The 13,819-nt window shown below is 71.7% G+C and carries 10 protein-coding genes and 1 pseudogene; 7 read left to right on the forward strand and 4 right to left on the reverse strand.

The features are described from left to right. Positions 1-37 precede the first annotated feature (37 nt). Positions 38-1,831 carry an ABC transporter ATP-binding protein gene (locus NEH16_RS01360; RefSeq protein ID WP_265538550.1) on the forward strand — a complete coding sequence of 598 codons (1,794 nt, stop codon included), beginning with the start codon at positions 38-40 and terminating at the stop codon, positions 1,829-1,831. Positions 1,832-1,871: 40 nt separating this feature from the next. On the opposite strand, the gene manD is transcribed toward NEH16_RS01360, so the two are convergent. Further along, the gene (gene manD / locus NEH16_RS01365; RefSeq protein ID WP_073967040.1) at positions 1,872-3,086 is read right to left on the reverse strand and encodes a D-mannonate dehydratase ManD; all 1,215 of its coding nucleotides are present in this window, start codon (positions 3,084-3,086) and stop codon (positions 1,872-1,874) included. Positions 3,087-3,167: 81 nt separating this feature from the next. Here manD and NEH16_RS01370 point away from each other — a divergent pair, with 81 nt between their 5' ends. Both NEH16_RS01370 and NEH16_RS01375 read left to right on the forward strand, forming a co-directional pair. Further along, on the forward strand, positions 3,168-4,370 hold the full coding sequence (locus NEH16_RS01370; RefSeq protein WP_265547025.1) for an MFS transporter: 1,203 nt from the start codon (positions 3,168-3,170) through the stop codon (positions 4,368-4,370). 116 nt (positions 4,371-4,486) lie between these two features. Beyond that, positions 4,487-4,888 (forward strand): hypothetical protein, encoded by a 402-nt coding sequence (locus NEH16_RS01375; RefSeq protein WP_265538551.1) that lies wholly within the window; start codon positions 4,487-4,489, stop codon positions 4,886-4,888. Between the two features lie 6 nt (positions 4,889-4,894). On the opposite strand, the gene NEH16_RS01380 is transcribed toward NEH16_RS01375, so the two are convergent. Then, entirely contained in the window at positions 4,895-7,282 is a 2,388-nt protein-coding gene (locus tag NEH16_RS01380) for a glycoside hydrolase family 9 protein (RefSeq protein WP_265538552.1), read from the reverse strand. 270 nt (positions 7,283-7,552) lie between these two features. Between NEH16_RS01380 and NEH16_RS01385 the strand changes: the two are divergent. The 4 genes and pseudogenes from NEH16_RS01385 (at position 7,553) to NEH16_RS01400 (ending at position 12,069) form a co-directional block, all read left to right on the forward strand. Continuing rightward, a pseudogene (locus tag NEH16_RS01385) lies at positions 7,553-9,018 on the forward strand (APC family permease). Beyond that, positions 9,015-9,452 (forward strand): hypothetical protein, encoded by a 438-nt coding sequence (locus tag NEH16_RS01390; RefSeq protein ID WP_073967045.1) that lies wholly within the window; start codon positions 9,015-9,017, stop codon positions 9,450-9,452. The pseudogene NEH16_RS01385 and the gene NEH16_RS01390 overlap by 4 nt, the downstream one beginning before the upstream one ends. Then, positions 9,452-10,813 carry a dipeptidase gene (locus tag NEH16_RS01395; protein WP_265538553.1) on the forward strand — a complete coding sequence of 454 codons (1,362 nt, stop codon included), beginning with the start codon at positions 9,452-9,454 and terminating at the stop codon, positions 10,811-10,813. The genes NEH16_RS01390 and NEH16_RS01395 overlap by 1 nt, the downstream gene beginning before the upstream one ends. Before the next feature lie 5 nt (positions 10,814-10,818). Beyond that, positions 10,819-12,069: a threonine/serine ThrE exporter family protein gene (locus NEH16_RS01400; protein ID WP_265538554.1), complete on the forward strand. Its 1,251-nt coding sequence runs from the start codon at positions 10,819-10,821 to the stop codon at positions 12,067-12,069. A gap of 22 nt (positions 12,070-12,091) precedes the next feature. Here NEH16_RS01400 and NEH16_RS01405 read toward each other — a convergent pair whose 3' ends face one another. Both NEH16_RS01405 and NEH16_RS01410 read right to left on the reverse strand, forming a co-directional pair. Continuing rightward, complete coding sequence (locus NEH16_RS01405; RefSeq protein ID WP_265538555.1) at positions 12,092-13,315, reverse strand: ATP-binding SpoIIE family protein phosphatase; 1,224 nt, start codon at positions 13,313-13,315, stop codon at positions 12,092-12,094. Further along, positions 13,312-13,731, reverse strand: coding sequence for a GAF domain-containing protein (locus NEH16_RS01410; protein WP_265538556.1), 420 nt, complete (start codon positions 13,729-13,731; stop codon positions 13,312-13,314). Before NEH16_RS01410 ends, NEH16_RS01405 begins: the two co-directional genes overlap by 4 nt. Positions 13,732-13,819: the final 88 nt, after the last annotated feature.

Below are 13,819 nucleotides of genomic sequence, written 5' to 3' on the forward strand. Positions count from 1 at the left end.
GTTGCCCCGGGCATCGGTCGCGGGGTGGGATGGTGCCATGCAGAAAGCGGTATCCCCACCCTCCGCCGAATCCCTGGCACCCTTCGACCACCTGGACCACCGCTACCGCGGCGAACACCCGGTCCGCACCCTCGCGCTCCTCTTCCGCCCGGACCGGGGGCGGCTGGCTCTCGCCGTCGTCCTCTTCACCGTGAAGCACAGCCCCATATGGCTGCTCCCCCTGATCACCGCCACCGTGCTGGACGTGGTGGTCCAGCACGGCGCGGAGTCGGAGCTCTGGAAGGCCACCGGCCTCCTGCTGTTCATCCTCGTCCTCAACTACCCGCTCCATCAGTGGTACGTGCGCTGCCTCGGCGGCAGCATCCGCCGCATGGGCATCACCCTGCGCTCCGCGCTCTGCCGCCGGATGCAGCAACTGTCCGTCGGCTACCACGCCCGGGTCAGCTCCAGCGTGCTCCAGGCCAAGGTGGTACGCGACGTCGAAGCCGTCGAGCAGATGGTGCAGCAGAGCGCCGACATGGGGCTCGGGGCCGTCGTGACCCTGGTCGGCGGGCTCGTCGTCATCGGCGTCCGGGTCCCCTCGTTCCTGCCCGTCTTCCTCGTCGTCGTCCCCGCCGCCGGGTTCCTCGTGATGAAGCTGAGGGGCAGGCTGCGCAGCCACAACGAGTCCTTCCGGCGCGAGGTGGAACAGCTGTCCTCCCGGGTCGGCGAGATGACCACCCTCATCCCCATCACCCGCGCCCACGGTCTGGAGCGGACCGCGCTGGGGCGTGTGGACGGCTCCCTGCGGCAGGTGTTCGCCGCCGGTCTGCGCCTGGACATGCTCAACGGCCGCTTCGGCTCACTGGCCTGGGTCCTGCTCAACACGCTGGGCGTGCTCTGCCTGACCGGGTCCGCGCTGGTGGCATACCACGGCTGGCTGGACGTCACCGCCGGTGACGTCGTCATGCTGAGCGCCTTCTTCACCGTCCTGACCGGCTCGGTGACCACGCTGCTCGGGCTCGCTCCCATCCTCACCAAGGGTCTCGAGTCGGTGCGTTCGGCGGGCGAGGTGCTCCAGGCACCCGACCTGGAGCACAACGCGGGCAAGGCACAGGTGGAGCGGGTCACCGGGCGCATCGGCTTCGAGGACGTCTCCTTCGCGTACGAGGACGAGCGGCCCGCCGTCGACGGGTTCACGCTCTCCGCCCGGCCCGGCGAGACGATCGCCCTGGTGGGCGCGTCGGGGGCGGGCAAGTCGACGGTCCTCAACCTGCTCATCGGGTTCATCCGGCCCACCGCGGGGCGCATCCTGCTGGACGGCACCGACATGGCCGGGCTCGATCTGCGCAGCTACCGGAGGTTCCTCTCGGTCGTGCCGCAGGAGTCGATCCTGTTCGAGGGCAGCATCCGCGACAACGTGACGTACGGGCTCGGGCACACCGACGAGGCGACGCTGCTGAGCGCCCTGGAGGACGCCAACGCCATGGAGTTCGTCCGCCGGCTGCCCCAGGGCCTGGACACGGTGGTCGGTGAGCGCGGCGCCCGGCTCTCGGGCGGCCAGAAGCAGCGGCTCGCGATCGCCCGGGCGCTGATCCGCGATCCGCGGGTCCTGGTGCTCGACGAGGCGACCTCGGCGCTGGACAACCGCTCCGAGGCGCTGGTGCAGGAGGCGCTGTCCCGACTGGTGCACGGCCGGACCGTCTTCGTCGTCGCGCACCGCCTCTCCACCATCCAGGGCGCCGACCGGATCGTGGTCATGGAGGGCGGGCGGGTCGCGGAGGTCGGCACGCACGAGGAGCTGCTGGGCCGCCACGGGGTGTACGCGGGCCTCCAGCCGGCGTTCCCGTGACGGCGTCGGGGTCCCGGGCGCCCGGGACCCCGACCAACGCTCACCAGTCGTGGACGGTGCCGTCCCGGAGCCGGTTCACGGGCAGATAGGTCTGCTCGTACGGGTGGGCCGCCGCGAGCTTCTCGTCCAGCTCCACACCGATGCCGGGCGCCTCGCCGGGGTGCAGGAAGCCGTCGGTGAAGGTGTACGCGTGCCGGAACACCTCCTCGGTGAGGGCGTTGTGGCCCGAGTACTCCTGGATGCCGAAGTTGTGCACGGCGAAGCCGAGGTGGACGGCGGCGGCCATCCCGACCGGGGAGATGTCCTCGGGGCCGTGGATCGCGCTCTTGATCTGGTACTGGGCGGCGAAGTCGAAGAGCTTGCGCAGCGGGGTGACCCCGCCGAAGTGGGTGACCGCGCTGCGCACGTAGTCGATCAGCTGCTCGGTGATCAGCGTCTGGTAGTCGTACACCGTGTTGAAGACCTCGCCGAGCGCGAGGGGCGTGGTGGTGTGGCGGCGTACGAGCCGCAGGGCCTCCTGGTTCTCGGCGGGGGTGCAGTCCTCCAGCCAGAACGGGCGGTACGGCTCCAGGTCCTTGCCCAGCCGGGCCGCCTGAATGGGCGTGAGGCGGTGGTGGGCGTCGTGGAGCAGCGGTATCCCGGCGCCGAACTCCGCGCGTACCGCCTCGAACACGGCGGGGGTGTGGCGCAGGTAGGCGTCCGTGTCCCAGTCCTCGACCAGGGGCCGGATCTGCTGGTGGAGGACGCGCTCGCCCTGCTCGTCGGTGGTGTGCACGCCGTAGACGGCCTTGAGGCCGGGGATGCCCGTCTGGATGCGGACGGCGGGGTAGCCCTCGGCCAGCCGCTGCCGTACGGAGTCGAGGAGTTCGGGGATGTCGCGGCCGTTGGCGTGGCCGTAGGTGGCGAGGCGGTCGCGGGAGGCGCCGCCGAGCAGCTGGTAGAGGGGCAGCCCGGCGGCCTTCGCCTTGATGTCCCACAGGGCGACGTCGACGGCGGCGATGGCGGCCATGGTGACCGGGCCGCGCCGCCAGTACGCGCCCCGGTAGAGGTACTGCCAGGTGTCCTCGATCCGGTGCGGGTCCAGGCCGGTGAGCAGGGGCACCACATGGTCGGTGAGGTAGCTGACGACCGCGAGTTCCCGGCCGTTGAGCGTGGCGTCGCCGAGACCGGTGATTCCTTCGTCCGTCGTCAGTTTCAGCGTCACGAAGTTGCGGCCGGGGCTGGTGACGACGACCTGCGCGTCGGCGATCCTCATGGTGGCTCTCTTTCGGGCTGCGGCGGGCCGGCGCCCGTCGCCCTGACCGGGGGCCGCCCGCTGCATAGAGTGGCGTGCGTGATGGTGCGTGAGGATACGGGACGGACGGGCGGGCGCCGCGCGGGATACCTGGCAGCGGCGGTGGTCTTCGCCATCGGGATGGCCGGCACCACGCTGCCGACCCCGCTCTACGGGCTCTACCAGAAGGAGATCGGCTTCTCCGAGTTGATGGTGACCGTGGTCTTCGCGGTGTACGCGGTCGCGGTCATCTCCGTACTCCTGGTGGCGGGAAACTACTCGGACAAGGTGGGCCGCAGGCCGGTACTGCTGGCCGCCATGGTGCTGTCCGCCGCGAGTGCGGGGTGCTTCCTGCTGGAGAGCGGGCTGCCCCTGCTCTTCGCCGGGCGGGTGCTGTCCGGCGGCGCGGCCGGGCTGCTGAGCGGTGCTGCGACGGCGGCGGTCATCGAGCTGGCGTCCCCGGGGCAGAAGGCGCGCGCCGGGTTCGCCGCGACGGCCGCGAACATGGGCGGTCTCGGCTGCGGCCCGCTGCTCTCCGGTGTGCTGGCCGAGTACACGCCCTGGCCGCTGTCCCTGCCGTTCTGGGTGCACCTGGGTCTGGTCGCCGCGGCCTGCGTCATCACCTGGCGGCTGGCGGAGACGGTGGCCGAGCCGCGTCGGTGGCCCCGGCTCGAACCGCAGGGTGTCAGGGTGCCCGCCGAGGTGAAGGGCGTGTTCGTGCCGGCCTCGCTGGCCGCCTTCGCCGGTTTCGCGCTGCTCGGCCTGTTCACGGCGGTCGCGCCCAGCTTCGCGGCCGAGACGCTGGACGTGCACAACCTGGCGGTGACGGGCGCGGTGGTGTTCTCGGTGTTCTGCGCCTCGACGGTCGGGCAGTCGCTGGCCCCGCGCATCGGGGCGCGCCGCGCGCTGCCGCTGGGCTGTGCCGTGCTGATCGTGGGGCTCGCGCTGGTCGCGTCGTCGTTGCTGGCGAAGTCTCTGGTGCTGCTCGTCCTGGGCGCGGTCTGCGGGGGCATCGGGCAGGGGCTCGCCTTCCGGGCCGCGCTGACGCTCGTGAGCGAGGCGGCCCCCGCCGAGCACCGGGGCGGCACGATCTCGGCGTTCTTCGTCGTCGCCTACACCGGGATCTCCCTGCCGGTGGTGGGTGTGGGCGCACTGGCGACCGCGGTGGGGCTGCGCGACGCCGGGCTGGTCTTCACGGGCTGCGTGATGCTGCTGGCGGCGGTGTCGGGGACGTACGCGGCACTCAGGACGCCGTCCGAGTCGTGAACGGGCACTTTCGGACGGAACGGCCATATTCCCCCATTCGGGCTATATTTATGTCTTCGTAGCTTTTCCCTTCACTGGGCTCGGGGATCCGTTCCAACAGGAGGAAGGTGCGTCCGATGACCGCTTCCACCCGAGTCCGCCGCCTGCTGGCGGGCGCCGCCGCGACCGGTCTGCTCGCCGGCGGAGCCGCCCTGGGGACCGCCGGCGCGGCGGGGGCCGCCCCGGCCCCCGCACCGGCCGCCGTATCCGCCGCGACCCACCACCACGGCCACTGCACCTGGCAGCAGGGCCACTGGCAGAAGCAGTGGGTCAAGGGCCACTGGACGAAGCAGTGGCACAAGGGCCACTACGCCGACCACAAGGTCTGGCACCCCGGACACTACGACCGGCACGGGCACTGGAAGCCCGGTCACTGGACCCACCACACCCAGTGGGTCAAGGGCCACTGGACCAAGGTGTACGTCCCCGGCCACTGGGACACCCACTGGGTGAAGGGGCACTGGAGCTGCCCCAGGTGAGCGCCGTCAGTCGCACTCCTTCCCGTTGAGCGTGAAGGTGTCCGGGTCGGCCGCCGGCGCGCCGTTCGCCTGGAAGCCGAACGAGGCGCTGCCGCCCGCCGGGACGGAGCCGTTGTGGCCGGCGTTCTTGACCGTGACCCGGGTGCCGCTCTGCGTGGCGGTGGCGTTCCACGCGTTGCTGACGCTCTCGGCGCCCCGGAAGTCGAAGGCCAGCTGCCAGCCGTCCAGCGGCGTCGAGCCGGTGTTCTTCACCGTCACATCGGCGGTGAAACCAGTGCCCCACGCCTGGCTGACCCGGTAGGTGACATCGCAGGCCCCCGGTTCGGGATCCGGCGTGTCCGTCGGGTCGGGCGTCGGAGTGGGATCGGGGGTGGTCGTCGGGTCGGGGGTCGTCGAGGGGTCGGGGTCCGGACCGGGGTCCGTGCCGTCCGGTGCGCTCCCCCACTGGGGCGCCGACCCGTCGAGGAGCACCATGTGCGGGGCGTCGACCGGCGTGCCGCCCGGGGTCGTCGCCGTCGACGGGTAGGACCAGTCGTTCGCAGGGTCCCAGGCGCCGGCCGAGCTGATCCGGAACTGCACTTCCTTGCGGTACGCGGACTGGCCTGCCGGTGCGATGTCCGTACCCGAGCAGTCCACCGTCGCGTAGTAGACGTCGCCCTCCAGATGCGTCGGGCCCGTCACCTTGCCGCACTGGTTGTAGTTGGTGGTGAAGCTGATGTCGCGGGGTGCGACGCCGGGCTCCAGCGTGAAGTAGTAACGGACCGAGGCGTCGGTGAGCGCGCGGGCGGGCCACGCGGAGCGGTTGATCAGGTACGCCTTGATCTCGGTGAAGTTCGCTCCGGCCGCGTTCACCGACGCCTGGACGGACATCTCCGGCCCGTCCGGCTCCTCCGGCTGCGGGAAGCCGGTGAGCGGGGCTCCGCCGTACTCCGCGTAGAGCCGGGCCAGCGCTCCGGTGAAGGCGGCGTTGTAGTCGGTGGCGACCTCGTTGTTGACGTAGTTGCCGCGGTCGTCGGTGTACGAGTCGTTGGGTGCGCTCGGACCGCCCACCAGCGCCCCGTACAACGTGTGCCGGCTCTCCACCGGGTTGTTCATCTGGTCGGTCCACGAGCCGTGGGCCGTGCGGTGGTGCGGCTTGGTCGGCGGGTTCTCGCCGAAGCCGACGACGTAGCTCGATCCGCGCGGGTTGTCGCCCAGCGCATAGTCGATCTGGCGGACCGCGAAGTCGTGGTAGCGCGCCTTGCGGGTGGCGTCGCCGGTCAGCCAGTCGGAATAGCTCAGCGCGGCGAAGGCGGTGTTGGCGGCGTATCTGAGGGAACCCCAGCTGTCCAGCACGGCTTGGCCGCCGGGTGAGTAGGGCACCCGCTGCCCGTTGACGCCGACCGTCCACCAGTCCAGCCAGCGGTTCGCGTCGTCGACGTACTTCTGCTTGCCCGTCAGCTGGGCGAGCAGCACGTAGGCCCCGTAGGAGGTGTCGTCCCAGGAGAGCGTCCAGCGGTAGGACCGGGTGGTGGTCTGCGGCTCGGTGGAGAGGTTGTCGTAGTACGCCTCGGCCTTGGCGAGGTACGTGGTGTCGCCGGTCGCCTTGTACAACCAGATGGCGCCCCAGACGAGTTCGTCGTTGTACCCGCTCCAGGAGTTGTAGTAACTCTGCGCGTCGGTGATGCAGTCGCTGTACTTGCCCCGGTAGGTGTCGGCGAAGGTGTACAGCTGCTTCGCGTGGGTGATCAGCTTCGCCGCGTACGCCGGGTCGCTGTCGGAGAAGACCATCGAGGAGGAGGCCAGGGCCGCGGCGGTCTGGCCGGCCAGGTCGCTGCCGGGGCAGGAGGCGTCGATCTTGTACGCCGGGCGCTTCATGGGCATCACCTCGGCGGGGCCCCACCATTTGTGGTCGTCGCCGCCGTTGCCGACCTGCCCGTACAGCACGTTGGGCGAGGGGTGGGCCTTCAGGAGGTAGTCGTCCACGAAGCGCAGATTGTTGCGCAGGTAGGGCAGCTGGCCCGACGCCTGGTACGCCGCCCTCTGCTCCGTACCGCCCCAGGCGAGCATGGTGGCCGAGTAGGCCATGGGGAGGCCGAACTTCACATGGTCCCCGGCGTCGTACCAGCCGCCTGTCAGGTCCAGGCCGGCGTCCTTGCCGTCGTCCAGGGCGGAGTCGCCGCGCCAGGAGACGCGGTTGGTGTCGGGCAGCTTTCCGGACTGCTGGGCCTCGTAGAAGAGGACGGACTTCTGCAGCGCCTCGCCGTAATCGAACGCGGGGGCGGCCGCCGCGCCGGCCGGCAGGGACAGCGGCAGCAGCAGGCCGGCGCCGACGGCGAGTGCCAGGGCGACGGCTCCGAGTGGGCCTGGTCTTCGGGACCGCCTTCGCGGGGCGGTGAGGGTGAGCGAGCGCAACGGACTTTCCCTTCGTCACGTCGGTGGGGGTGCCGGGTGTGCGGGGGTGCGTGCGTGACCCCGGAGGCGTGGGAGCGCTCCCAAGGGCGTTGCTCATGAAGCCAGTTCCCGGGAGAGCTGTCAACGGTTGCGGCACGCCCACTTCACTGCGGCGGCCGCCGACAAACACCGCATCGGCCACCCGTTCGGGTGACCCCGCGCGCGGACGGGCCCGAACCGGCCAAGGCTGGCGTCCCGGACACACCTGTGGCGTCGCGACCGGAGGTACAGATGAGCGCGATGGACATGCCGGCGGATCTGCCGAAGGACTCGGCACGCACCGCCGCCAGAGACCGGCCGGCGGCTCCGAGGATCAGCTGGCTGACGCTCGCGCTGATGACCACGGCGTCGGTGGCGAGCCTGCGGGCCGCACCGACGATGGCGGTCTACGGGCTGGCCTGCGTCTTCCTCTATCTCCTGCCGGCCGTCGTGTTCCTGCTGCCGACCGCGCTCGTCTCGGCCGAGCTGGCCTCGGGCTGGCCCGGCGGCGTCTACCGCTGGGTGAGCGAGGGGCTGTCCAAGCCGCTCGGATTCCTCGCCGTGTGGTGCCAGTTCGCGATGACGATCTTCTACTACCCGAGCCTCCTGGCGTTCGTGGCGTCCACGATCGCGTACGTCATCGATCCCTCGCTCGCGTCCAACGGCCTGTACACCGCGATCGTGATCATGGTGCTCTACTGGACCGGCGTCTGGGTCTCGTCCCGGGGCACCAAGGCCCTGGCGGGCCTGTCCTCCTGGGGCTCGTCATCGGCACGCTGGTCCCCGGCACGGTGCTGGTCGTGCTCGGCATCGTCTTCCTCGGACAGGGGAACGGCTCCGCCGCACCGATGACCTCGGCGCATCTGCTCCCTCAGTGGACGGGGCTCGCCAGCCTGGTGCTCATCGTCAACAACTTCCTGTCGTACTCCGGCATGGAGATGAACGCCGTGCACGTCTCGTCGCTGCGCGATCCGGCGAAGGAGTACCCGAAGTCGATGTTCCTGGCGATGGGTCTGGTGCTGCTGATCTTCATCCTGCCGGCGCTCGCGATCAGCTGGGTGGTGCCCTCCAGCCAGCTGAGCCTGACGGCCGGTGTGATGCAGGCGTTCGACGCGTTCTTCGCGCACTTCCACGTCGGCTGGATGACGCCGATCGCCGCGGTGATGCTGGTGTCGGCGGCGCTCGGCGGGATGCTGACGTGGCTGGCCGGGCCGTCCAAGGGCCTGCTGGAGATCTCCCGCAGCGAGGGCTATCTGCCGCCCTATCTCCAGCGGCTCAACAAGAACGGCATCCAGCAGAACATCCTGGTCACACAGGGCATCGTCACCACCGTCATCGCGCTGCTGTACGCGCTGATCCCGAACGTGTCGAGCGTCTACTGGATCTTCTCCACCATCACGACGCAGGTGTACCTCATCGTCTACCTGCTGATGTTCGTGGCGGCCGTACGGCTGCGAAAGACCCAGCCGGACCACCCGCGCGGCTACCGCGTCCCCGCTCTCGGCCTGCTGTGCGGGGTCGGCCTGCTGGCCTCGCTCGCGGCCCTGGCCATCGGCTTCGTGCCGCCCTCCCAGTTCGGCGGCGGCAGCGTCGGCGTGTACGTGGCCATCGTCGGCGGCGGGCTCGTCGTCCTCGGGCTGCTGATCCCGTGGCTGTTCCTGAAACTGCGCAAACCCGGCTGGCGCACGGCTGCGGCCGGTGAGGAGGCCGCGTCATGAGCCCGACCCGCTTCGCCTCCGAGCACCGCTGGCTCTACATCGGCGCGATCGTCCTCCTGGTGGCGCTCGTGGTCGTCGGCATCATCCGGTACGAGAAGGTCAGGACGAACAACAAGGCGACGGAGAAGGCCGAGCAACTGGCCGACGCCGCCGAGGCGGCCGGCTATCCCCGGCCCGATGTGGGCACCATCAAGCGCACGCTGGGCGACGACGGCGGCCAGGTGTGCGAGAAGCCCGGCTCCTCGCTCAAGTCGGCGCTGTGGAAGATGAACATCTCCAACGGCGCCACCGGCCCCGGCATGCGCCCCGTGATCGGCGACACGGAGACGATCCGGGCGGAGGCGAAGATCCTCGAGATCTACTGCCCGGACAAGCTGGACGAGATCGAGGACAAGATCGCCGACCTCAAGACCGAGAACACAGTGAGGCGCTGATGGCCACCGACGAACTCGCCGGACGCGTCTCCGGCCTGATGTCCCGCGCACGGACGGACCTGACCGAACTGGTCTCCATCCCCTCGGTGGCCGACCCCCGGCAGTACCCGCCCGAGGAGTGCGAGCGGGCCGCGCAGTGGGTGGCCGACGCCTTCACCGAGGCCGGCCTCCAGGACGTACGCCTCGCGAAGACCCCGGACGGCAGCAACGCGGTCATCGGGCACCGCCCGCCCCCGCCCGGCGCGCCGACCGTACTGCTCTACTGCCACTACGACGTGCAGCCCCCGCTGGACGACGACGCGTGGACCACACCGCCCTTCACGCTGACCGAGCGCGACGGCCGCTGGTACGGGCGGGGCACGGCCGACTGCAAGGGCAACATCGTCATGCACCTCACCGCCCTGCGCGCGCTCGGCGACGACATCCCCGTCGGGCTGAGGTTCGTCGCCGAGGGCTCGGAGGAACAGGGCACCGGCGGCCTCGAAGCGTACGCGGCCGCGCATCCCGAGGAGTTCGCCGCCGACGCCCTCCTGATCTGCGACACGGGGAACGCGGCCGTCGGCGTGGGCACCGCCACCACGTCCCTGCGCGGTGTGGTGAACGTCGTGGTCACCGTCGACACCCTGGCCGGCGAGGTGCACTCCGGGATGTTCGGCGGCCCGGCCCCCGACGCGCTGGCCGCGCTGATCCAGCTGCTTTCCACCCTGCGCGACCCCGAAACCGGGGCCACCCGCGTACGCGGCCTGGACGCCTCGGGCAGCTGGGAGGGGGCGCGCTACGAGGAGGACCAGTTCCGCGAGGACGCGGGCGTCCTCGACGGCGTGCCCCTCACCGGCACGGGCACCGGCTCGGTGTCCGATCTGCTGTGGGCCCGCCCGGCCGTCACCGTCCTCGGCATCGACTGCCCGCCCGTGGTGGGCTCCTCCGCCTCGGTCCCGCCCACCGCCCGGGCCCGGGTGAGCCTGCGCATTCCGCCGGGCACCGACGCGGACGCCGCCCGGCGCGCGCTGACGGACCATCTGACCTGGGCTGCCCCCTGGGGCGTACGGGTCGGGGTGGAGCCGGAGCAGTCCGGCGCGCCGTTCCGCGCGGCGACGGACGGTCCGGCGTACCGCGCGCTCGGCGAGGCGATGCGGACGGTGTACGGCAAGCCGATGGCGTACCTCGGCCAGGGCGGGTCCATCCCGCTCTGCAACGTCCTCGCGGAGGTCTGCCCGTCGGCCGAGATCATCCTGATGGGCGTCGAGGAGCCGCGGTGCCTCATCCACGCGCCCAACGAGAGCGTCGACCCGACGGAGATCGAGCACATGGCCCAGGTGGAGGCCCTCTTCCTCCACGCCTTCGCCCGCGCGCCGCGCTGAACGCGGTGACGGGAACGGAGCCCGTCGAGGAAGCCGACGGGCACGACGCCCTCGTCGGCTTCCTCGACGGGCTGACCCGGCTCCTGCTGGGGACGAGCGGCGAGGGGGCGGAGCAGGTCGAGCGGTCCGTCACCGCGGCGGCCCGCGGCCTCGGCGGCACCGCGTCGGTGGCGGTGCTGCCCGACGCCGCCACGGTCGCCGTGACCTCGCACGGCCGCAGTTCGGCCATCGTGGTGCGCGGCTTCCCGGAAGTCTTCCGGATGGACCGGGTGGTGGCGCTCAAGCCGCTCCTGGACGAGGTGACGGCGGGCCGGCTGGACGTACGCGGGGCGAGCGCCCGGCTCGCGACGATCACCCGCGCCGCTCCCCCGTACCCCTGGTGGGCGAAGCTTCTGGGCGTGGTGCTGTTCTCGGTGGGCTTCGCGCCGCTGATGCAGCCGACCTGGTACGAGGTCGGGAGCACGGCGGTCCTCGCCACGCTCTCGGCGTGCCTGGCCGTCGCGGCGGACCGGCTGCCCCGGCTGGCGAAGGTGCTGCCGCTGGTCGCGGCGGTGACCGTGTCCCTGCTCGCGCTCGAGGTGTTCGCCCGCTCCCCCGCGCACGGCGGGCCGGTGCTGCTGATGCTTCCGGCGCTGTTCTTCTTCGTCCCCGGTGACTACCTCAGCGCGGCAGCGGCCGAGCTGGCCGCCGGACACCTCACGACCGGTGCCGTGCGCCTGGTGTACGCGGTCGCGCTCCTGGTCCAGCTCTATGTGGGCGTGATCCTGGGGCTGGTCATCACGGGCCGGCCGCGGCAGGACCTGTTCGACGTGGCGGCCGGGGCGGACCTGCCGCGCTGGGTGCTGTTCGCGAGCTGGATCGTCTTCACCGTGGGCGCCCTGCTGGCCTTCGCCGTACCCGCCCGGCTGCTGGGCATGCTCCTGGTGCTCGTGTATCTGACGGTGGGCGTGCAGACGGGGTTCACGAAGCTGCTCGGCGACGTGGGCGGCACGTTCACGGCGGCGGTCGTGCTCGGCGCGGTCACGACCTGGCTGGCCCGCCGTCCGGGGCGCCCGCCCCGGCTGGTCCTGGTGCTGCCGGGCTTCTTCACGCTGACGGTGGGCTCGCTGGGGATGCGCGGACTGACGGCGCTGGCGGGCGGGTACGCGATCGAGGGCTTCCGCGACCTCACGGAGCTGGTCACCCTCGTCACCGCGATCGGCGTCGGGCTGCTCCTTGGCGCGGTGCTCGCGCAGCGGCCGGCCGACAGCGTCTGACCTGTCCAGCCGGGCCCCGGTCTCAGATGCTCGGGATGTCTCCGCCGTCGGCCGGGGCGGCCTCGTTCAGCGCGAACCAGGCGGTCTTCCCCTCCGGCTCGGGCCGTACGCCCCACTGGTCGGCCAGGATGTCCAGCAGGAGCAGGCCGCGGCCCGAGGAGGCGAGCTCGCCGGGGGTGCGCTGGTGGGGCAGTTCGTCGCCGCGGTCCATGACCTCGACCAGCAGCCGGCGGGTGCCGGTCTCCCCGGAGACGGTGGCGTTGAGGGCGCCGTCCTGGTCGGTGTGCACGAGGACGTTGCCCAGGAGTTCGGTGGCCAGGAGCACGGCGGTGTCCACCTGGTCCGGGCGCGCCCAGTCGTGCAGCAGCGCCTTCAGCTCCGCGCGGGCCTCGGCCAGCCCCTCGCCCTGGTCCTGGCCGACGGTGAGCATCAGCCGGCGCTGGCTGACCTCGGCGCGGGCGTGGATGGCGTCGCGGCGCAGCAGCAGGAGGGCGATGTCGTCGCCGTCGCGGGCGACTGCCTCCTCCCGGGAGCCGGGGCCGGGGTCGAGGACGGCCGCCATGAGCCGGTCGGCGATGCCCTCGAGGTCGTCGGCGGGGCCGGGCGAGAACGCGTCGCGCACCCGTACCCAGCCGGTGTACATGTCGTGGCCGCCGTTCTCGATGAACCCGTCGGTGCACAGCATGAGGATCTCGCCCTCGTGCAGGCGCACGGTGTCGATGGGGTAGTCCTCCTCGCCGGGCATCAGCCCGAGCGGCAGCCCGCCGCTGACGTGCTTGAGCATGCAGGTGCCGTCCGGCATGCGCAGGACGGGGTGCGGGTGGCCCGCGCGGGCGATGTGCAGATCGCCGGTGGACGGGTCGGCCTCGATGTACAGGCAGGTCGCGAAGCGGTCCTCGTCCAGGGTGGTCAGGAAGCGGGAGGCGCGTGCCAGGACGGCGTCGGGCCCGTGCCCCTCGGCCGCGTACGCGTGCACAGCGGTACGCAGCTGGGCCATGAGCCCCGCAGCGTGCACGTCGTGGCCCTGGACGTCGCCGATCACCACGGCCATCCGGCCGTTCGGCAGGTCGATGCTGTCGTACCAGTCGCCGCCGACCATGAGGCCGCCGCCGGTCGGCACGTAGCGGGTGGCGACGCTGAGCCCGGTCAGGGCCGCGCCAGCGGTGTGCATGCTGCGGCGCAGTCCCCGGGAGAGTTCCAGTTCGGCGCGGCTCGCCCGGGCGCGTTCGAGGACCTGGGCGATCATGCGTCCGGTGACGGTGAGCAGGGCGCGCTCGCTCGCCGTGAAGTCCAGGGGGTGCGGAAGGCCGCCAGCCAGACCCCGACGACCCGGCCGGCGGTCACCAGCGGCAGGAAGGCCCACGCCTCGCGGCCCTTGCGCGCGGACAGGTGCCAGGTGGCCGGGAAGCGGCGGCGGTACTCCTCCGTGGACCCCAGGTAGACGGCGCGCCCGGTGCGGGCCACCTCGGCGGCCGGGTAACCGGTGTTCATGGGCATGCGGAAGCCGCGGCCCGCACCACCGGGCCGGAATCCGTACTGTCCGAGAGCGGTGAGGTTGCCTTCGGCGACGCCGAAGACGCACTGGCCGTCCAGCGGGAAATCTGGGGCGTAGAGGCCGGCGGCGAGTCTCAGGGCCTCGTCGAGGGTGTCGGCGGCGGCCACCGCGTGTCCGGCCGAGAGCAGCAGCGAGTCGCGGCGCCTGGCCTCTTCCGGTGTGCCCTCGCCCCGGGTCCCCCGGTCGGGTCCCGGG

The organism is Streptomyces drozdowiczii (genome assembly GCF_026167665.1).
GTDB classification, from domain to species: Bacteria; Actinomycetota; Actinomycetes; order Streptomycetales; family Streptomycetaceae; genus Streptomyces; species Streptomyces drozdowiczii_A.